This is a genomic window from Succiniclasticum sp. (assembly GCF_056977735.1).
In genome coordinates this window covers 71,253-91,805 of sequence record NZ_DBMCWA010000014.1, presented here as the reverse complement: position 1 = coordinate 91,805, position 20,553 = coordinate 71,253, and the positions used below count along the sequence as shown (strand labels likewise).

Annotated in this window: 18 protein-coding genes; 6 read left to right on the top strand and 12 right to left on the bottom strand. The window is 47.3% G+C overall.

Annotated elements, in window-relative coordinates; all coding sequences use genetic code 11:
- The 3 genes from ACZOWY_RS09070 to ACZOWY_RS09060 form a co-directional block, all read right to left on the bottom strand.
- Window positions 1-607 (bottom strand): M48 family metalloprotease (locus ACZOWY_RS09070; RefSeq protein WP_484395986.1); only part of this gene is annotated, 607 nt, incomplete at its 3' end.
- Between the two features lie 94 nt (window positions 608-701).
- The gene (locus ACZOWY_RS09065; RefSeq protein ID WP_484395982.1) at window positions 702-1,712 is read right to left on the bottom strand and encodes a M48 family metallopeptidase; all 1,011 of its coding nucleotides are present in this window, start codon (window positions 1,710-1,712) and stop codon (window positions 702-704) included.
- A 162-nt stretch (window positions 1,713-1,874) separates the two neighbouring features.
- Complete coding sequence (locus ACZOWY_RS09060; protein WP_484395976.1) at window positions 1,875-3,032, bottom strand: CaiB/BaiF CoA transferase family protein; 1,158 nt, start codon at window positions 3,030-3,032, stop codon at window positions 1,875-1,877.
- Window positions 3,033-3,157: 125 nt separating this feature from the next.
- Here ACZOWY_RS09060 and ACZOWY_RS09055 point away from each other — a divergent pair, with 125 nt between their 5' ends.
- The gene (locus ACZOWY_RS09055) at window positions 3,158-3,475 is read left to right on the top strand and encodes a hypothetical protein (protein WP_484395974.1); all 318 of its coding nucleotides are present in this window, start codon (window positions 3,158-3,160) and stop codon (window positions 3,473-3,475) included.
- Between the two features lie 58 nt (window positions 3,476-3,533).
- On the opposite strand, the gene ACZOWY_RS09050 is transcribed toward ACZOWY_RS09055, so the two are convergent.
- The gene (locus ACZOWY_RS09050) at window positions 3,534-4,352 is read right to left on the bottom strand and encodes a PHP domain-containing protein (RefSeq protein ID WP_484395972.1); all 819 of its coding nucleotides are present in this window, start codon (window positions 4,350-4,352) and stop codon (window positions 3,534-3,536) included.
- Between the two features lie 61 nt (window positions 4,353-4,413).
- On the bottom strand, window positions 4,414-5,040 hold the full coding sequence (locus ACZOWY_RS09045; RefSeq protein ID WP_484395968.1) for a YigZ family protein: 627 nt from the start codon (window positions 5,038-5,040) through the stop codon (window positions 4,414-4,416).
- A gap of 179 nt (window positions 5,041-5,219) precedes the next feature.
- Here ACZOWY_RS09045 and ACZOWY_RS09040 point away from each other — a divergent pair, with 179 nt between their 5' ends.
- Window positions 5,220-6,848: a ClC family H(+)/Cl(-) exchange transporter gene (locus ACZOWY_RS09040; RefSeq protein WP_484395963.1), complete on the top strand. Its 1,629-nt coding sequence runs from the start codon at window positions 5,220-5,222 to the stop codon at window positions 6,846-6,848.
- A gap of 153 nt (window positions 6,849-7,001) precedes the next feature.
- Here ACZOWY_RS09040 and ACZOWY_RS09035 read toward each other — a convergent pair whose 3' ends face one another.
- A complete protein-coding gene (locus tag ACZOWY_RS09035; protein WP_484395957.1) occupies window positions 7,002-8,276 on the bottom strand; it encodes a diaminopimelate decarboxylase in 1,275 nt (424 codons plus the stop codon).
- A 332-nt stretch (window positions 8,277-8,608) separates the two neighbouring features.
- On the opposite strand from ACZOWY_RS09035, the gene murQ reads away from it, so the two are divergent.
- Window positions 8,609-9,505 carry an N-acetylmuramic acid 6-phosphate etherase gene (murQ, locus tag ACZOWY_RS09030; RefSeq protein ID WP_484395952.1) on the top strand — a complete coding sequence of 299 codons (897 nt, stop codon included), beginning with the start codon at window positions 8,609-8,611 and terminating at the stop codon, window positions 9,503-9,505.
- Window positions 9,506-9,656: 151 nt separating this feature from the next.
- Window positions 9,657-10,871 carry a MupG family TIM beta-alpha barrel fold protein gene (locus ACZOWY_RS09025; RefSeq protein ID WP_484395949.1) on the top strand — a complete coding sequence of 405 codons (1,215 nt, stop codon included), beginning with the start codon at window positions 9,657-9,659 and terminating at the stop codon, window positions 10,869-10,871.
- 16 nt (window positions 10,872-10,887) lie between these two features.
- Here the strand turns inward: ACZOWY_RS09025 and ACZOWY_RS09020 are convergent, their stop codons facing one another.
- The 6 genes from ACZOWY_RS09020 to ACZOWY_RS08995 all read right to left on the bottom strand — a co-directional run bounded on the left by ACZOWY_RS09020 (window position 10,888) and on the right by ACZOWY_RS08995 (window position 18,500).
- Window positions 10,888-11,697, bottom strand: coding sequence for an HAD-IIA family hydrolase (locus ACZOWY_RS09020; RefSeq protein ID WP_484395944.1), 810 nt, complete (start codon window positions 11,695-11,697; stop codon window positions 10,888-10,890).
- Between the two features lie 18 nt (window positions 11,698-11,715).
- On the bottom strand, window positions 11,716-12,711 hold the full coding sequence (locus ACZOWY_RS09015) for an ABC transporter substrate-binding protein (RefSeq protein ID WP_484395939.1): 996 nt from the start codon (window positions 12,709-12,711) through the stop codon (window positions 11,716-11,718).
- 232 nt (window positions 12,712-12,943) lie between these two features.
- Window positions 12,944-13,996 (bottom strand): ABC transporter ATP-binding protein, encoded by a 1,053-nt coding sequence (locus ACZOWY_RS09010; RefSeq protein WP_484395934.1) that lies wholly within the window; start codon window positions 13,994-13,996, stop codon window positions 12,944-12,946.
- Window positions 13,997-14,107: 111 nt separating this feature from the next.
- Window positions 14,108-15,787 carry an ABC transporter permease gene (locus ACZOWY_RS09005; RefSeq protein ID WP_484395929.1) on the bottom strand — a complete coding sequence of 560 codons (1,680 nt, stop codon included), beginning with the start codon at window positions 15,785-15,787 and terminating at the stop codon, window positions 14,108-14,110.
- Between the two features lie 203 nt (window positions 15,788-15,990).
- Window positions 15,991-17,043, bottom strand: coding sequence for an ABC transporter substrate-binding protein (locus tag ACZOWY_RS09000; protein WP_484395924.1), 1,053 nt, complete (start codon window positions 17,041-17,043; stop codon window positions 15,991-15,993).
- A gap of 275 nt (window positions 17,044-17,318) precedes the next feature.
- Entirely contained in the window at window positions 17,319-18,500 is a 1,182-nt protein-coding gene (locus ACZOWY_RS08995; protein WP_484395919.1) for an FkbM family methyltransferase, read from the bottom strand.
- Between the two features lie 204 nt (window positions 18,501-18,704).
- Here ACZOWY_RS08995 and ACZOWY_RS08990 point away from each other — a divergent pair, with 204 nt between their 5' ends.
- Together ACZOWY_RS08990 and ACZOWY_RS08985 are read left to right on the top strand one after the other, a co-directional pair.
- Window positions 18,705-19,106, top strand: coding sequence for a metal-dependent transcriptional regulator (locus tag ACZOWY_RS08990; RefSeq protein ID WP_484395914.1), 402 nt, complete (start codon window positions 18,705-18,707; stop codon window positions 19,104-19,106).
- A 291-nt stretch (window positions 19,107-19,397) separates the two neighbouring features.
- Window positions 19,398-20,414, top strand: a complete 1,017-nt coding sequence (locus ACZOWY_RS08985; RefSeq protein WP_484395909.1) for a sirohydrochlorin cobaltochelatase — start codon at window positions 19,398-19,400, stop codon at window positions 20,412-20,414.
- Window positions 20,415-20,553 lie beyond the last annotated feature (139 nt).

Here is a 20,553-nt window from a genome sequence, read left to right as displayed (position 1 = left end):
AAAGTACATTTAAAACCAGATTATTCAGCACCCCGGCACCGGTCGAATTTGCAATCGCCGTGAGCCCGATCGCTGAAATCAGCCGTTTCCTGGCAGCTTTGGCCACATGGTTCTTTTGCCCATGTCCCATCTCATGTCCCAGGACGACAGCAATTTCATCTTCGTTCTGAATCAGGTCGAACAGACCCTGATTGACCGTCATAACATGACCCATGGAACAAGCTGCGTTAAAAGACTTGTCTTCATTAATAAAATAGAGATACGGTTTTTTATTAATGCTGGGATCCGATGCAGCAATACCGGCACTGACCCTGCTCATCACCCTGTCTAACACACCTTGCAGATAGGGATTATCCACAACGCCCTGTTTTTCCTGAAAAGCTGCAAATAATTCTCTCCGCCCCTGCTCTGTGTTGTCAAAGTAATCAATTGTTTTATCCAGCTGCTGATACGCAGCCGCTCCCGCCACAACAGTTCCGAGAACGCCGCCTACAACGCCGGCATGGGCAGGTACTGCAGGTAAAGCGGTTAATCCCAAAACTATTCCCAGAGTGCTGACTGCTATAGTGGATTTAAGTCTTTTTCCCCATTTCTTTGCTTTTGTCATAGTATTCACTCTCCCCTGTAATCATCTACCTACCTATTTTAAAGCGAATCTTTTTTACCAAGACCCCTTTTTATAAATTTTATCCAATTGTTTATTATTTTGCAACTGCTTTTGTACAATTAACCTTGTCAGCCCATATCCGGAATTGTTCAACGCAATCCGCAGCGCAGGCTCCAATGCTCCCAAATCTTTCCGCGTCCTGCCGGTACACTGCGAGCAGCTGAATATCTTCATAATATATTTCCGCCCTGTCACTTGTTTCAAATACAATAAAATGTGACGGCTCAATTTTTTCTTTCTGTCTGACCTGATACATGGCTCCAGCCAGCAACTCAGCCCGGTACAGAGGTTTGTTGCCGCCTGCGGTTTCCGTTATCCGGAAATTCCATGTCCCTTGATTTTCAGCAAAGGTTTCCTGCACACTTGCCGTATCATCGCTGTTCTGTACAGGCGAAGGCGTAATCCTCAGCGGATCCATCAGCTTATACATATTCCGTATACGCTGCGCCGGATCGGGATGACTGTCAAAAATCCCCCAGCCCGGATTTCCGTATTCGTCAGCCAGTTCCTGCAATTTATGCATGGTCACCAGCATGGCATACGGACTGTAACCGGCTTTTACTGTATAGGCAAAACCCTCTCGGTCAGCAGCGCTTTCATCAGCCCGGCTGTATCCGGCAGCCAGCGCATCACCGACCACCATCCCTAATGCAAGAACATCTCCGTTGCCGGAAGCAACTCCGGCTAGTACTGCCACCAGCTGTGTCCACATATTTTTTTCAATCTGATGTACCGTGTGCCGTTTTACCACATGACCTATCTCATGGCCCAATACACCTGCCAGTTCCGCATCAGATGGCATATAATCAAGCAATCCCTTGAAAACATATATATACCCCCCGGGACAGGCAAGAGCGTTTACTTCTTCCGTATTCAGCACTTTAAAGGTAAACTTCAAATTTTTTCGGCCGCAAACATCCGCCAGGCTTTGCCCGATACGGTCTACCCGCTCTGTAATCTGTGGGTCATGGATCAAACCGTAGCGTGCTTCTATCTGTTCTGCTGCCGCTCTGCCCATTTCCAGTTCCTGCTTCTCACTGATCATGCCTGCTTCTGCAGTTGACTGGACAGAACAGGTTATGCCCAATAGACAGAGCATGGTGAGAATTATTTTATATAAATGTTTCACGTGAAACTCCTTGCTGCCTTCATCTAATTTACATAAAAACTGATACGAATCCTGTTTACTCCCGCAAAAATGCGGACTTCAAATAACTCCTTTTGCTTCGAACCCTGTAATCACTTCTTCAGTATAACCCAACATTTCCAGCACTTCACGGTTATGTTCTCCTGAATAGGGAGCGCGAAAACGGATAATGGCAGGCGTACCGGATAGTTTCATTGGTGAGCGCAGGTACGTAACCGGGCCAATATCTTCTCTCCGCGTTTCCAGCATACCGGACGTTGCAGTCATATCCCGATCCAATACCTCTTCAGGGCTGTATACCGGCGTTACACAAAATGTACCGTTTTCCGCCAATGCTGCCCATTCATCCCGGGTTTTTGTTTTAAGTCTGGAACTTATCATCTGAGTGATTTCATCTTCATGGGCAAAATCGAACTGCCGCTCCTTTAACTCCGGCAGTTCGATCATATCACAGAACTTTTGCCAGAATTTCGGTTCAATTGTACCTACACTGATATATTTTCCGTCTTTCGTCGGATATACATCGTAATAATGGGCACGGCGGCCAAACGGTGTGTCCCCTGTCGCCCTGCAGCCCAATATGCTGGCCAGAGAAACAATCTGCATACTCAACGCCGTATTGTACAGGCTTACATCGATATACTGTCCTTTCCCGCTTCGTTCCCGTGCAAACAGTGCCATGGAAATAGCCGCAACCGCGTTCAGGCTGCTGCCGATAGCCGAAACCTGTACCTCGCTGATGGCCACCTTATTCCTATCGTTTAAAAAATTCATGCCGGAAAGACCAATAATATTCAAATCGTGGGCAGGCTGCTGTCTGTACCTTCCCTCCTGTCCGAAACCGCTTATGGAACAGTAAATCAGACGCGGGTTCATCATTTTTACTTCTTCGTACCCGAGTCCTTTGGACTGCAGATAGCCGGGGCGAAACCCCTCCAGAAATACGTCTGCCTGCCTTAATAAACATTTCAGGATTTCTTTTCCTTCTTCTGTTTTCAGATTAACGGTAATTCCTCTTTTATTACGGTTCAATGCCAGGTTCCAGCTGCTCATTCCATCTGCCAGCTGCGGTGCAAAACTACGATTGGGATCCCCCTTCACACCTTCTACCTTTATCACATCAGCCCCGAAATCCGCCAGTACCATTCCGCAATACTGTCCTGGCAGCCACTGTGAAAAATCAATTACCTTTATTCCCTGTAACGCAGTCTCTGTCATCGTAAGCACCTGCTTTCTGTTTTCCGTTTTACATACGATCTTATTATATATTATAATTGTAACACAACTGTGTCGTATTACATTTTCTTTTTTACAGTACTTATGGAACAGCCGGAGGTATTTTTATGCAGCCCGGATTGAACGGATTAACTTTCAGCCAGATTGTTAACACAGCTTTATATATTGTCAGCGGCTTCTTTTTCGGAATCTTCGCTTCGCGGAACAGCCTCTTTTCCGTACTGCGCATCCGCAATGCCTTCATTACAAAGAATTTTTCGCCTTCGTCTGTTTTGGGCATCGTCTTCAGCGCACTCTTCCTCATTCTTGCATTTTTGGTTTTCCCCTCCTGGCTTTCCTCACGGACGACAGCAGGCGCCTTTACGTATTATACTGTACTGATTTACTATTTTTCCAAAGGCTGGAAGAACCTATCCGGCAACTAACATATGGAAAACAATCATCACCATGATATAAAAAAAGCGCGGTATTTCGCGCTTTTTTTCACTGTTGTAACACAGGCAAATACAACGAATCTGTATCAATTACAGGAATTCCCAAATGCCGGGATGGGACGAAGCTTCCATGGCAGTCACTGCCGCCGGATATACACAATTTATGACGACGGCAAAAGTGAGCCAGCAGACGGCTGTCTTCCGCACTGTGACCAGAATGATAACACTCAAATCCATCCAGTTCCTCACCCACCAGCCGGGGCAGGTATTCCTGCATGCCTGCACCGTGAAAATCACTGGCCAGATGGGCGCAAAGGGCAAGGCCTCCTGCCTGATGGATTACCTTTACCACTTCGGAAACTGACGGGAAATCCGGGAACCCAAGATCGTTTTCTGCCGTAAAAATACGTCTGAAAAAGTCGTTTACATCTCCGCAAAGCTGTTTGTCCTGCAGGTACGCTAATGCTTTCCATCCACCCCGGTGCGGATCGTAAGAGTACTCAGTAAACTCTTCCATGGAGAGCGGCCAGCCCCGGGCGATCAGATTCTGTATGCTGTCATCGTCTTTCCGTTCCAGCAGCCCCTGATTGTGCCGACAGAGCTCCAGCAATGTTTTGTTTGTTATATCGATACCGTAGCCTAAAATATGATAATTATGGCCATCTTTAGTAGCATTCAGTTCAACTCCGGCAATAAACTGTAACCCTGCGCCTTCTGCAAGCTTTTTTGTCTCTGTGACATTTGCCACGCTGTCATGATCCGAAATGGCAAACACTTCAATCCCTTCAGCACAAACAGCCGCTATGACCTGAGCCGGGTCCCATGTCCCGTCAGATGCCGTCGTATGTATATGTAAATCAGCACGCATAAAACTCTCCCGCGTAATTATATGTAATGCAAGCTCCTCTGAAGACCTGTTCCTTCGTTTTTTATCCTTTAAAGGGAATCTCTTCGGATTCGTACCCGGCTTCCGTCAGTTCCGTCTGCTTTTGCAGTGTGTCGGTCAGCCATGCTTCTGCCTTCATTCGCAGCTCTTCCGGCATACGAAGGGTAAAATTCACTCTGTTCCCGTATGCAACATCCGTCAATGTAAATAACTGCTGCTGATACAGCAAATTTGTAATCTTTCCGGCCTCGCCCGGATTACAGGAAAAAATATACAGTCCCATCTTAACCTCTTGCGCCAGCCCTGCCGCTTCAATTGCCTGAACGACACTGCCCGCATAGGCCCGCACCAATCCGCCGGCCCCTAGTTTGATGCCGCCGAAGTACCGTGTCACTACCGCCGCCACTTGTTGCAGTTCCTGTTTGCGCAGCACTCCTAACATCGGCATACCCGCCGTGCCGGACGGTTCTCCGTCATCGCTGGACCGCTGGTGCTGTCCGTCAATAATATATGCACTGCAATTATGGGTGGCATCCCAGAATTCTTTCTTAACCGCTTTGATAAATTCCTGAGCCTCATCTTCTGTTTTCACTTTTTTCAGGGAACAGATAAACCGGCTTTTCGATATCATCTGTTCCACCCGCATATCTTTTGCAATCGTCAGCTTCATAATGGCCGCTTCCGCCTTTCCCGAAGCGATAATTTCACGTGAAACATTTTTAACATTATAGCATAAACAATATTAAAAATGTTGATCTATACCTCTTTTTAATACATTTTTTCTTATTGCCCGTCAGAGTAATGATGATATAATAAGAAATAACTATTTCTAGACAAGGAACCGCTTTTATGCAGATTAAACAGTACCAAATCAACACTAAGAAAACTGCAGATTCCGCCACCCGCTCTCAGATTGTAAACACGTATCAGTCTTTAAACCACTGGAACAGTTTTCAATTCAAATTGTTCTGGGAAGGGATTATCGTCGGCATCTTTTCGGGCCTCGTCATCAGTCTGTTCCGCTTTCTGCTGACAAAAGCAGAAGAATGGCGCACCAATCTGTACGAACAGCTGGCGCAGCTGCCTGATATCTATACAGCAGGCTGGTTTGTCGCCCTTTTGGGTATCGGAGGCATTTTATATAAACTGACAACATATGAACCCATGGCCGGAGGCTCGGGTATCCCCCAGGTCAAAGGTGTCATTCTGGGTTTTATGCGGATGAACTGGTTTCGCATTTTATGGGTCAAGCTGGCAGGAGGCGTCATTGGATTGGGCGCCGGTCTTTCCCTGGGCCGGGAAGGCCCCTCGATCCAGTTAGGCGCTGTTACGGCTCAGGGCGTAAGCCGTTTCTGGGGACGTTCACGCATGGAAGAACGTTATCTGATCACCAGTGGAGCCGGTGCAGGACTGGCCGCCGCTTTTAACGCACCACTGGCCGGCGTCATCTTCTCACTGGAAGAACTGCATCGCAACTTTTCCGCTGTCGTTTTGCTGCCTGCTATGACAGCAGCCATGACAGCCACCTTTGTCTCCCGTCTGTTATTTGGTCGCAGTTTTATTTTCAGCTTTTACGGGCTGCCGCCCTTCCCCTATCCCCACCTGCTATACGCAGTCGCCATTTCAATCATCGCCGGAATCGGCGGTGTAATGTTCAACACCGGACTGTTAAACATAAGCAAATTCTATAATCTTTCCATATTTAAGAGCCTATATCATAAAATCGCCTTTTCACTGCTTTGTGCGGGACTGCTCGGTTTTGTCCTGCCCCAGGTCCTGGGAGGAGGAAATCTGCTGGTCAACGAACTGGCGTTAAAAACCTTCCCCCTGCAGCTCCTTGTAGCCTTATTGATGGGAAAGTTCCTGTTCACCCTGATCAGCTACGGAACCGGCGTTCCAGGCGGATTTTTCTTACCGATGCTGGTATTAGGTGCTTTGACAGGCAGCATTTGCGCCCATTTCCTGCTGGCATTTCAACTGATCGCAGCCAATCATGCTGCCAATGTTATCGTCATCGCCATGGCCGCTTTTTTTTCGGCTTCGGTACGGGCCCCCATCACCGGGACGGTACTGATCAGCGAGATGACCGGCAGTTTTTCCCACCTTATGATCTTAGGTATCGCATCGGCTGTTGCGTATATCGTAGCACAACTGTGCGGAAGCCAGCCTATCTATGAGGCCTTGCTCCTAAAGAATCTGCAGGATAACAGTACGCCAGACCCGGACATGATAAAAGAAGAAAGGGACATCGTGGAAGTTCCGGTCAGCAGCGGAAGTATCATCGAAAACAAAAAGGTCAGGGACATTCCCTGGCCTGAACATACGCTGCTGGTAGACGTAAAACGAGGACCGGACCAGTTGGTACCGGAAGGAAACACTATCCTGCGTGCGGGTGACTTCCTCTACGTACTGACGGAAACAGAATCAGCAGACGAAGTCCGGGCCCTGGGTTCCGATTTACGAAAACAGACGATGTGATTGGAGTTTTCTTAAAAAACACAGTAATATTCTTATTTTACTTTTTTTGTTTTTCTGCAGCGTCTGCAAATCACAGAAAAATACCCGCAGTTATTTATCTGAATAGAACAACTGCGGGGCTTTTGTTTTTTCTTCGTATATAGTCTTTTAGCTTTAAAATGTTTTCAGTTCCGGGAAATCATTGCTGAAATCAAATGTAGCGAAGTAGTCCTTCGGCTCTTCCGCACGACGAATCATCTTCACACCGCCGTTTTCCTGCAACAGCAGTTCCGCGCTGCGCAGCTTCCCATTGTAATTATAACCCATAGAAAAGCCGTGGGCCCCGGCATCGTGGATAAACAGCAAATCGCCTTTTTGGATTTCCGGGAGCTCCCGGTCAATGGCAAACTTGTCGTTGTTTTCACATAAGCCGCCTACCACATCGTAAACATGGGAACGCTCTGCCTCTTCTTTGCCTAATACGGTAATATGGTGGTATGATCCGTACATAGCAGGACGCATCAGGTTCGCAGCACAGGCATCCACACCGATATATTCTTTATAAATATGTTTTTCATGGATTGCACGGGTAACCACCGCGCCGTAAGGCGCCAACATAAAACGGCCCATTTCGGTGAACAGTTTTACGTTCTCCATGCCGGCAGGCACCAGCACTTCTTCAAAAACTTTACGCACCCCTTCTCCGATAGCAAGGATATCGTTTTCCGCCTGTTCAGGCCGATAGGCAATACCCACACCGCCTGATAAATTAATAAATGTAATATCCGCACCGGTTTCGCTTTTCAGTTCTACGGCCAGTGTAAACAGCTGCCGGGCCAGTTCCGGGTAATACTCGTTGGTCACGGTGTTGGAAGCAAGGAATGCATGAATGCCAAAACGCTTCGCGCCTTTCTGCATCAGAATCTTATAGGCTTCCACCATCTGCTCCCGGGTCATTCCGTATTTGGAATCGCCGGGGTTATCCATAATGCTGTTGGCAATGGCAAAGTGACCGCCGGGATTAAACCGGCAGCAGATCGTTTCAGGAATGCCTGCTACCTGGTCCAAAAATTCCACATGCGTCAGGTCATCCAGATTGATAATGGCACCCATTTTTTTTGCCAGCTGCATATCTTCCACCGGCGTTTCGTTGGAACTGAACATTATGTCATGACCGGTCAGTCCAACAGCGTGACTCATCTGTAATTCGGTCAGGGAAGAGCAGTCGGCGCCGCAACCCTCTTCCTTCAAAATCTGCAGAATATACGGGTTAGGAGTAGCCTTCACCGCAAAATATTCTTTAAACCCTTTATTCCAGCCAAACGCTTTATTCACCAGACGGGCTGTTTTGCGAATCCCAGCCTCATCATACAGATAAAAAGGCGTCGGGAAATTCTTTGCAATCTGTTCTGCTTTTTCTTTTGTAATATACGGTATCTTCTTGTTCATAATTCTGTTTTCTCCTTTTACAGTGCCGCCCAGATGCATCGGCACTCCCCTCAAAAAGCTGAGAACGCATTCCAAACCATCGTATGAATTCTGACAGTTCTTACTTATCATAATATAAACTGCTTACAGGGTCAATGCAAAAATGGAGAAATCATAAAGAAATACTGACGAAAACTTCTTAATGTAAAGTCCTTCAATGATATTATATAAATCATCCAATTTAGTTTTGCCACACTGTGTTATTTAGGATATAATTATTTTAAAACCTAATACTTCCACATTGCAAAACTTAATGTAATTACATAAACACTTCCTCACCGAAAGGAAAAACCATGATTGATTTAACAAAACTGACTACAGAACAGCCGAATCCAAAAACAACAGCCATCGACGAAGCTTCCGCGCTGGAAATTGTAAAACTGATTAACGCAGAAGACCAGACTGTACCGAAAGCAGTGAAAAAGATTCTGCCAAATATTTCCCGGGCAATAACAGTCATCGCTAACCGTCTTTCCCACGGAGGCCGCTTGTTTTATATCGGCTCCGGCACTTCCGGAAGGCTGGGGATTTTAGATGCAGCCGAGTGCCCGCCCACTTACAGCACGCCACCGGAACTGATACAGGGAATCATTGCCGGGGGCGCACCGGCTATCTTTCGTGCCCAGGAAGGAGCAGAAGACTCCGAAGAAGCCGGAGCAGAAGCTCTGCAAAAGCAAAACCTGACAAATCTGGACGTTGTGGTCGGCCTCTCCGCATCTGGAAGAACTCCTTACGTAATTGGCGCGTTAAAGTTTGCACAACGGACCGGTGCCTATGCCATTGATGTCGCCTGCACGGAAAAACCAGAGACTTCGTCTTACACAAATCTTTCACTGACAGCAGTCACCGGACCGGAGGTCATCACCGGTTCTACCCGCATGAAAGCCGGAACGGCGCAAAAGCTGATTTTAAACATGCTTTCCACCGGAAGCATGATCCTGATGGGAAAAGTATACGGTAATTTAATGGTCGATCTGCAATGTACCAACGACAAATTGAAAGCCCGGGCCCGGCGCATCTTAATGGAAGCTTCCGGATGCGACAGCGAAGCGGCAGATTCATTACTGGAGCAGTCCCACGGGGCGGTAAAGCCTGCTATTCTGATGCACCTCGCCAATGTTGATTACGAGACGGCACTGCAAAAACTGAGAGCAAGTCAGGGGCGTTTAAAGAAGGCCCTCCAGAAGTGAACGGCAACACGAACCTGCTCATCTGCCACAATAGTTTAATTTGCAGTTAGGGATTTATGCTATTGCAGTCACAAAACGTTTCAAACAGTTAAGTACCTACAGAAATTTTATGAAACGCTGATTAACTCAATCCTTACGGGAGAATACTATCATGATATTAGGAATTTCCATATATCCCGGGCTTGACGCGGACAGGGAAAAAAGCCAGCAGCTATTGCTAGATGCTGCAGAGCTGGGTTACAGGAAGGTCTTTACTTCCCTGCATATTCCGGAATGCAATGGTAACGCGCTACGAGAAGACGCACTTTGTCTCTTCACTTTTGCGGAAAGTCTGGGGCTGGAAGTAATTGCCGACATTTCACCCCTTACGCTGCAGATTTTGGACATACCGGAACTTACGCCCGCCAGTCTGAAAAATATCCACATTACCACCGCCCGCTTTGATTACGGAATCGGGCCAAAAATAATGGCGGAATTCAGCCGGGAAATGAATGTGCAGATAAACGCTTCTACAGCCCGTTCTGTCCAGTTAAACGCTTTATTAAAAGAATGTGCAGACTTTTCCCGCATCAGCGGATTGCACAATTTTTATCCACGTCCCCATACCGGTCTCAGCGCTGAAACGGTGCAGCGGCAAAATGCATTGTTGCACCGCCACGACATAACAGCAGGTGTTTTTGTTGCAAGCCAGACCGGCAGGCGGGCTCCTCTGTGCGCAGGCCTTCCAACTATGGAAAGTCTCCGTGGCATCGCACCCTGTGATGCTGCTCCTATCCTGACCGCCATCGGCTGTGACAGCCTGATTATCGGGGACAGTAACCCGGCTCTGTCGGAACTGCAGGCCCTGGCTGATCCGGAGACCTTGGTCAAAGCAGATGCCCGTTACTCACGCAAAGCCCTGCCCCCTAAAAAAGAATGGCAGCCGGACGTGCCGCTGCCATTACATATTCAGGTTTTATCGGATGCCCCTTTTATTAAAGATTTGCTGGCCCGTTCCTTTACCAACCGTCCCGACCCTGCAGCAGATGTAATTCGTGCTGCAGAAAGCCGAAACATTACCAAAAGTTTAGATATCACTCCGGAACGGAACGAAAATAAACTCATCATCGAAATGCCGAAAGAGTATGCCGCCGTATTCGCCGGCCCCCAGCATCTGGCTAACGGGAAAAAATCTTCCCTGCTGCCGGTAGGAACTGTCCTGCTCGACAATAATACGTACGGACGTTATAAAGGCGAACTCCAGATTTTAACCGCGCCCCAGCCCATGGATCCCCGCAGCAATGTGATTGCCCAGGTCAAAAAAGAAGACGTACCATTGCTTTCCCTCATCAGCGCTGAGATTCCATTCCGATTTGAAATCAAGTAGCCGGTTTGGCGTAGATTTATAAATACTTCAATATCTCTTTCGCATGGGGAAGTATAATATCCGGCTTCACGTCCCCATTTTCTACATCTTCCAGTGTCGCTTCCCCGGTCAGCACCAAAACCGAAAGAATACCGTTATCCGTCCCAAAACGGATATCCGTCATCAGCCGATCGCCTACCATGGCGATCTCTTCTTTTTTCAGGCCGGTACGTTCCATCACCGTATCAACCATATAACCGTAAGGCTTGCCTGTAATATATTCCGGTCCTTTGCCTGTAGCGGTTTTGATACAGGCCAGAAAAGCCCCTGTGTCAGGAATATACTCCCCACCCTCAATAGGGCAGCGTACATCCGGATGGGTCGCAATATATGGAACCCCTCTGTCAATCAGACGGCAGGCAATGGTCAGGGTTTCATAGGTCAGCGTCTGATCAAATCCCACCACCACATAATCCGTTTTTTCTTCCAGACCTGAAGTCAGTGTAAAACCGCCTTCCCGTATCGCCGCCTTTAATTCCGGCGTCCCCAATACAAAGAGCCGGGCGCCCGGTTTGCTGTGCTTCAGGTGGTTAACCAGCGCGTCAGAAGAAATCAGGATATCATGCTTCGTCACCGGCACACCTATAGCATTCATCTTTTTGACATAATGGGTATGATCTTTGGATGAATTGTTGGTAACCAGGTAATAGGAGCGCCCGGTTTCTTTTAATTTGTCAAAGAATCCTTCCATGCCAGGGATCAGTTCCATACCCAGGTTGATGGTACCATCCATATCAAACAAAAAACATTTTATTTGTTTCAGCTGCTGTAAATTATCTGTGTTCATCCTGAAATCCTTCCCATCCTACTTTGCGTTGAGCCATTTCTTAATCAGTTCCTGCTTTTCCCCGGCCATCCAGCGCAGGTCATCATTGGGAACTGTCCCAATATCATTGTACCTGTTTTTATCCATCACCATATCAGCCAGCGGATTCAGGTGGTACTCACGCATAATCTGCATCGCCTCCTTGGAATACAGATACTCCATAAAACGCTCTGCAGCCTTTCGCTTAGCCCCGGTTTTTAAAATCGCCGCCGCCGTAATCATATTTTTGTTCCCGTCCCGCACCGGTGCAGCATATAAAAAAGAATGTTCCCTTTCCAATGCCAGCGCATGGTGTAACGACATAACCGCCACTGCTTTTCTGCCAAGATACACTTCATATCCCGCCTTTGCTTCTGTGGGCAGGTACTGCACCTGCTGTGTACGCAAAGCACCAGCAAACCGCAACGCTGCTTCCTGTCCGCGTAACTGCCATAACGAAGTAATCAGCCCATAGGACGGCCCCCCGGTAGCAAGATCCGCCATGGCGATTTCGTTATGCAGTACAGGCTGCAGCAGTTCATCCCATGATGCCGGTGGTTCAATTCCCAATCGGTTCATATTGTTCCGGTTGCTTAGCAGCGCAATATAATCTATCGACAGAGGAACCCATCTTGCGTCACGATCCATATATTGGGGCGAAATATTAGAAGCTCCCAGAGGCAGGTATGGCTCCAACATATCGCGCTCCGCCGCCATATAATATTCTTCAGCTGAACCGCCCATCCATACATCTACCTTGCTGGCACCCAGCAAGTCCAGGCGCTGGGGTAAGGATGTCGCAACCAGCGGATCAAATTCCACCATAATCCCTGTCTTGTTGGCAAAATCCTCAACAAGTGCTTTCGAAAGATTCCGGTTCATGCTGCTGCAAACCCGGACGACTCCTTCCGAAGGCGAATCCTGTTTTTGTGAACCGCAGCCCTCCAGAATCAGCAGGCACAACAACGCTAAAAGTAGAACACAAAACTTTTTCATGATGATCTCATATCTTTCGTAAAATAAATGTGCTGCATCACAAATGAACTGGCATCTGAAACCGCAACGATTTAACAAATTGAGCAAGCCACCGGATACCAGCCGCATTCCTTTACAGCGGCAACATATCCTGTAACAGCATTATACCATAAATAAACAGGGCGGTAACATCTCTTTTGTTACTGCCCTGCCGCCATTGTGGGATTGGAAATCAATATATTATTTGCGTCCTTTACTCTTCCTTCGCAAAGTACATCACATTATCAAAATCAAGGAAAACCGTTTCCCCGTCCCGGTATGTACCGTACACGGCGCCCTTCTGGATCACACGGACAATGTGATCTTTAACTTTTACTCGGTAATCCACGCTGTCGCCCATATAGAAACGGTGATGCATGACACCTTCTACCATACCCCCGGTTTTAGAAATGGTAATGTTTTCGGGGCGCACAGCGAGCACGGCCTCCCCGGAAATCTTTTTCGGGTTGGGGAAGGAAATAGCATCATATCCCTGCATAAAAATCCGATCACCTTTCGCCATAGCAGGAATAAAGTTGACCAGACCGATAAAGTCAGCCACCATCTGGTTGGCAGGTTTTGTATAAACGTCGTAAGGTTTTCCGATCTGTTGCACCTTACCCATGCTCATAACCACGATCCGGTCCGACATAGTCATGGCCTCACTCTGATCATGGGTAACGTATATTACGGTAATGCCCAGATCTTTTTGAATCGCGGAAATTTCAAAACGCATGCTTTCCCGCAGTTTGGCGTCAAGGTTGGACAGAGGTTCGTCCAGCAGCAGCAGACTGGGCTTGGCTACCAGGGCGCGGGCCAGAGCCACACGCTGCTGCTGTCCGCCGGACAGCTGGCTGGGAAGACGTTCCCCGTATTCTTTCAGATGAACCAGCTCCAGCATCTGCATAACCTGCTTCAGTCGTTCCTCTTTGGGCACATTCTGGATTTTCAGCGGATAACCTACATTGTCGATAACATTCATATGAGGCCACACGGCGTAACTCTGGAACACCATGCCGATGCCGCGTTTTTCCGGCGCCATAAAATAGCCCTTTTCCGCATTGGAGACTTCCTGATCGCCTATCGTGATCACGCCTTCAGTAGGTTTTTCAAAGCCGGCAATCATCCGCAGCGTGGTAGTTTTGCCACAGCCGGACGGACCCAGGAATGAAATAAACTCGCCGTCCGCCACTTCAATATTAAAATCCCCTACCGCAGTCACATTGCCATACCGTTTATATATATGATGAAGCTTTAACTCTGCCACGTTACTTTTCCCTCCGTTTCACAGCTTTACATAATTTTCTTATCCGTAAGGAACTGGCGGTAAACAACCTGTCGCCTCCGGAACCGGCGTCCGAAAAATTTTCGGAACTGTTTAGATGCTTACCTTTCCTTTCGTCACCTTATTCAAAATGATATTGCCAATCAAAACAATCAGCAGGATGATGACCGAAAGAACGGATGCATTCTGGGTGTCCGCATAGGTCTGCAGTTCGTACAGCAGTACGCCGAGCGATTTCGTATCCGCGCCATACAGCAGGTTTGACATAGTCAGTTCATAGAAGCTGGGCATGAAAATCAGGAACCAGCCTGCTACAATTGAAGGCGCAACCAGTGGCATGATGATATCCTTGCAGGTACGGATCCAGCTGGCGCCGGAACTCAGAGCCGCTTCTTCCAGGCTGATATGCACCTGGCTTAAGGACGCGGCGATGGTACGGACGCTCATGGTCATATATTTAACAAGATAGGAAACTATCAGGATCCACATTGTGGAATACAGGTTAAGGCCGTAATTTCCGGAGAATGTGACAATCAGGGCCAAAGCGATAACGATGGAAGGGGTAGCGCCCCCCAGCACCACCAGCAGGTCCGGTATGCTGCGGCCGGTAATATTCGTCTTAACGGAAAGATAGGCAACAAACAGGGCCAGCACCGTACCGATGCAGGCGGCCACGATACCGTAACCGATGGAACGCCATACGCTTTCCATATACTGGGAACTGGTTACTACTGGTATCCAGGCATCAATGCCGAAATTATCCAGCGCCAGTCCTTTGGACATACTCACCAGGAACGAGGTTACAACAATGGAGGACAGAGGAAGGATCACTGCGATGAAGGCATAGCCTGCCACCACGGCAAAGGCCGGCCATTTCCATTTCCCCAGTTCCACCATGTTGGGGCGGGTACTTTTTCCGCTGATGGTAGTGTAATCTTTGTGGCTCAGCATCCAGCTCATGAACATCAGGAGGCCGTTGGCTACCACCATCATGGAAACCGCAAGGGCCGTGGCGTCACGAATGCCTTTATCGTCACCCATATACAGGAACGTTACGATACGGGTCGTCATCACTTCGATATTGCCCGGCATACCTACAATAGCCGGAATGCCGAAACAGGAAGCCGCCGCGATGAATACCAGCAGACCGCCGGCCACGATGGACGGCATCATCAGAGGCAGGGTCACATCCCACAGTGTTTTCAGCGGCGAAGACCCGGAAATCCGGGCCGCTTCTTCCAGGGTGGGATCCATTTTTTCCATGGCGCGGGAGATGGTGATGAAGGCGAAGGGTGAATAGAATAACGTAAGCACCCAGGCCAGCCCGCCCATAGTATATATATCGAAAGGCGCCTTCTGTAACCCGAAGATAAATTTAAAAAACTCATTCAGGTACCCGACGCTTGGATTCAATAGCTGGACCCAGGCGATAGCGCCCACATATGGCGGAATCATATAACTGGCAACCAGGACTGTCCGGAAGGTTTTCTTTCCCGGCAGGTCCGTACGGCCCACCAGCCAGGCCAGCGGGAACGTAATAATAACACTGGCTACCATAACGATCAGCGAAAGCTGTATCGTATTGGTCAGAGCCTTCCAGTTTACCTTTTTACCGTAAACATCTTTATAGTTGCTGATATCAAAGACACCGTTGATGAACAGGCTGTCATAAATCAGTACCAGCAGGGGCATTACAATAAAATACAGCAGCAACAGTACAGAGATAGCAATTACAATAAATTTACTATCGAGACGGGGCAAAGATTTTTTCACTTTCGCTCCTTTCCCCGGTTCTTCCGGTAAGAGTCGGGAAACAACTGAGCAGTTCGTCGGAATCCTTTCTTAAAAAACACTATACGTCCTGAATCAGCGCTTCGTAAGGAATGGGAAATCAGGGACCGCCAAAACGATCCCTGATCAGCTTCCTGTCAACTCAGATTTTTAATAATGTACCCGTGCAATTTTTTGTTAAGCTGTTATTCCATAACATTGGTACGGAACGCTTCTTTGATTTTGCCTTCTTCAAATGCCAGTTTTTCCCAATCGATCTTAATGGCATTCTTGTTCAGGTCGGCCAGTTTGATGCCGGCGCCGTTAGGCGGATTTACGTCGCCACGGACGGAATGCATCCAGCCTGCGGTGACGGCTTTCTGCCCTTCAGGGCTCAGCCACCAGTCAACCAGCGCCTTGGCAGCTTCCGGATTCTTGGTGTCCTTGAAGATACCGATAGGCGAATTGATGATGATGCAGCCTTCCTTCGGATAGCATACCGCCAAGGGTTCTTTCTTGGTTTCCTGCAGCTTCAGGATGTTTTCTTCCAAAATGACAGCAGCCATGTATTCGCCGGTCAGCAGCTTGTTCTGGATAGCGGAGTTGCCTTCTTCCACACGCAGACCGTTGGCTTTCAGTTTCTTGAAATAATCCCAGCCGAATCTGGAATCGAGAGCCATGGCGCCAACCATTACATAAGCCGTACCGGACAGCATTGGGTTCGGCATAGCGATCTTGCCTTTATATTTCGGTTTGGTCAGATCTTCCCAGCTGGTGGGGACATCTTCTTTGGCCAGTTTATCCTTGTTGTAAGCAATGATCATATTGTTAACACGGACCGGCAGCCAGGCGCCGTCCGGATCGCTTGCCAGCACAACGTCTTTAAGCTGCGGCGATTTGTAGTTCATCAGCAGGCCCTGTTTCTTCAGCGCCAGGTAGTAAGAGGGGTCGGCAACCATCAGCACGTCCGCGCCAATCTTTTTCGCTTTGATTTCGCCGGCGATCTTGGTTTTCAGTTTTTCCGTGCCGTTCTGGAACCAGGTTACTTTCAGGTTGGGGAAAGCTTTGGAAACGTTCGGTTTGCAGAGCTTGTCCACGATATCAGGATAGATGGAAGTGTAAACGCTTACTTCTCCTGACGGGCCTTTTTTCGCGTCAGCAGCCGGCGCGGCCGCTTTTTTGTCGCCGCCTCCGCAGCCTGCAGCCATTACCGCAGCCATAGCCATTAATGCAGCAGCGCCCAACAATTTTTTGTTCATAGCAGAATCTCCTTCTTTCTTTAAAAATTTTTTCTATGAATGTGCGGATTCTCTTTTTCATGAAAACAGAGTCTCCGGCAATGCTCGTTTTTAGCAAATACTACTTATTTATTTTTTCGATATTGCGTAAAATATTCCTGCTTACAATGATACGCTTTTTTCTTTCATTTTATCACAAATTCGTAATGAATTACATACTTTTTACTGTTTTTCATGCTACAATGTATTTGTAAAATTTTTCTATCAGAACAACATCTATATCAAAAATTGCTTTCTTATTTAGCAAAAAAATTAATTTCCCAGGCAGGCACATAGGGATGCTTACGGAGATAAACCCTGTACCGTGGCTGAAGCTTCCACAATAGCAGCGGTAAGGAAAAAATATCCTCGTCATGATGGTAGGCCGCAATTAACAACTTTGGTAATTTCCCATCTCTGTCCGGTATCAGATGCTGTTCCGCTCCCTCAAGGGCTTCTTTTTCCACGCCTTCCACATCAAATTTCATATAATCTGCATGGTCATTACCTAACACTGCATCAACAGAAACAACGTCGATCTGTTGCACTTTAATTTTTTTACGCACAGACGATTTCTGCGACATATTACTGATTATGCATTTGGTCTTCAAACTCTCCTTTTCCGGAATATTATCCAATGTAAGTGTTCCCTCTTTCCAAAACGTTGACTGCCTCCCCCCGTTTCCTTTCAGTTCCATTATGCCACACGTGCTCCACACCCCTGCCGGAATGCACACTGTGTTTTCTATTGCTTTTTGCCGAATGTTTTCTTCCAACTTTTTAAAATTTTTAGGATCCGGTTCCAATGCAAGAATTTTTTTGTATTGATGATCCGTCAGTTCCAAAAATTCCTGTATCGTATCTCCGTTATAGGCTCCTGCATCCACATAGGTTTCACTATCACCAAAAGAGAAAATTTCTTTCAGATCATCATTCCGTTTTGTTGTACAGGACTCCAAATATAAAAGCTTTCCACTTAGTTTGTAATTCAAAACTGCTGCAAACGTTTCACGTGAAACAGCGTCTGCAAGCCTTCCGTAAACCATTTGCAATTCCGTTTCATATTTATTTATCCACTCCGGCGTCACCGTTTCATCCCCGGAAAAAACCGGCACATGGGGTGCATAGGTTTCGTGGACCTGCGCCAGCTTATAAAAACGCGTCAGCATTTCCGGCAGCTCGCTGGCAAACGCAATCAGCACGATCACGTTTTCCCTGAGCGCCAGCAGTTCACTGTATTTACGTACGATAAAACCATGAAACTGCTGTCCTCTGACAAACTCATCACTGGCAAATATACCAGATACCGTAATTCCACAGTCGGCCAGCCGGTCCAAAACTTTATCTGCCCCGTCTCCGGTTCCGTACAGGACAATGGGTTTTTCTACTGTTTTCAAATATTCCCACAATGATTTTTTTTCTTTAATAAACGCTAACATAACGAACCCCATTCTTTCTGATTACCATTATACCACGGCAGTGCCAACAATCCCAATATGACAAATATCAGAGCTATAGTTATTCTCTCCCTGCCTGTAAGTTTTCCGGTTTTTCTGTAACCGGTTGCGTTAAAGAGTTCCGCATGTTAAAATAATCAAAGCTTATTAATGATAATACTTCTGAATTACAAGGAGGAAATAACTATGGCGCTTTTGGAATCCGGTGAAAACTATCTGGAAACTATTCTGATACTGCAGCAGCGCAACGGTAACGTCCGTTCCATTGATATCGCAACGGAAATGAATTTTTCCAAGCCCAGCGTATCCCGTGCCATGAGTATCCTGAAAAAAAACGGCTATATCATCATGCATCCTGACGGACGAATCGTGCTGACGGAAAACGGCCTGAAAAAAGCTGCTTCTGTACTGGACAGGCATAAAACCCTGACCGTTTTCCTTTCAGAACTCCTCAACGTTCCACCGGACATCGCGGAAAAAGATGCCTGCCGCATTGAGCACATCATCAGTCCGGTAACCTTTGCGGGCATTAAAAAAATGGTAAAAGAAGCCAAACAAAACAAGCATAAAGAAACGCTGAACAAATGAGTTTGTACGCTGACCGGGAGCAGACGAATTATTCCGTGTTTCCAAAAGTAAAACAATCTTAAAAAAACAAGGCTGTTATGAAAAGTTTACCTCATTGACAGCCTTGTTTATTTTTGAAAACAGTTTAATAAGAATATTTATTATTAGTATTGCTTTTTTACTAGTAATGTTTTATAATTTTTATATCTGTTAGGCGGTAAAATTGTAAATTGCCTGGTTTGCGCTTTAGCCGCCTGAAAATAAAGTATCCTAATTACTTTAAATTTTTTAAAACGAAAGAGGTAATGCAAAATGAAAAAGTTTGGCAAAATGTTAACTGCTGCGGCCATGGCAGTAAGCTGCATGGCATTCGCAATCCCCGGATACGCTGCATACAGCCTGAATGAAGAAGTAAAAGCCCCGACCCCTGCCTTAAAACAGGCTTCTGAAATCGGCGTTCGCGTTTACAACAACGAAGCCATGCAGAACCTGCCCGACAAGGACGCTATGGTCGTTATGTGCTTCGGCACCACCTACACGGATTCCCGTGAAAAGACTATCAACCCGACTGTTGCCGCTATCCAGAAAGCACTGCCCGATGTGAAAGTGGTTACCGCTTATACCTCCCACATCATCGTTGACCGGGTAAAAGCCAACGAAGGCCTGGACATCCCCACCCCGGAAAAAGCCCTGGAACAGTTAAAGGCTGAAGGTTACACCCGCGTAGCCCTGGCTACCCTGGATGTGATCCCCGGCATGGAATACGATTATGACACCGCTATCTATCGCCTGTATCGCGACCAGTTCAAGAAAATGACCATGGGTCTGCCCTTAATGTACTGGCAGGGCCAGGAAGAACAGCGGGACGATGTAAAGGAAACTGCAGAAGCATTAGCTACCCAGTTCCCGAAAGCTGCCAAAGACAGCGCCGTACTGGTAATGGCTCACGGCACTCCCCATCCGGCCAACGCTTACTACTCCGTAGTACAGGACCGCTTCAACGGCTTGGGCAGCAACATCCACATCTACAGTGTTGAAGGCTGGCCTTCCCTGGAAGATGTAATTCCCAAACTGAAAGCTGACAAAGTTAAAAACGTTACCCTGATGCCCATGATGATGGTAGCCGGCGACCATGCTAACAACGACATGGCAGGGGACGAAGAAGATTCCCATAAGATGATCCTCCAGAAGGAAGGCTTCAAGGTTACCCCGTACATCCATGGCCTGGGCGAAAACGAAGCAGTTCGCAAACTGTTCGTTGACCGTGCATTGGAAAGCTGGAACGCACTGGAAGGAACTGCCGAAGGCAAAACCGGCGGCATGCATTGATTCTTTCCCAACGCAAATTAATAAAAAGGACGCACCTATGCGTCCTTTTTTTATATCACCTTCTCTGTCCCTGACCCTTTTACCTGAAAATACACCTCCCCTCAAATGTGTTTTCAGACAAAAGGTTTCGTTTTGTTCA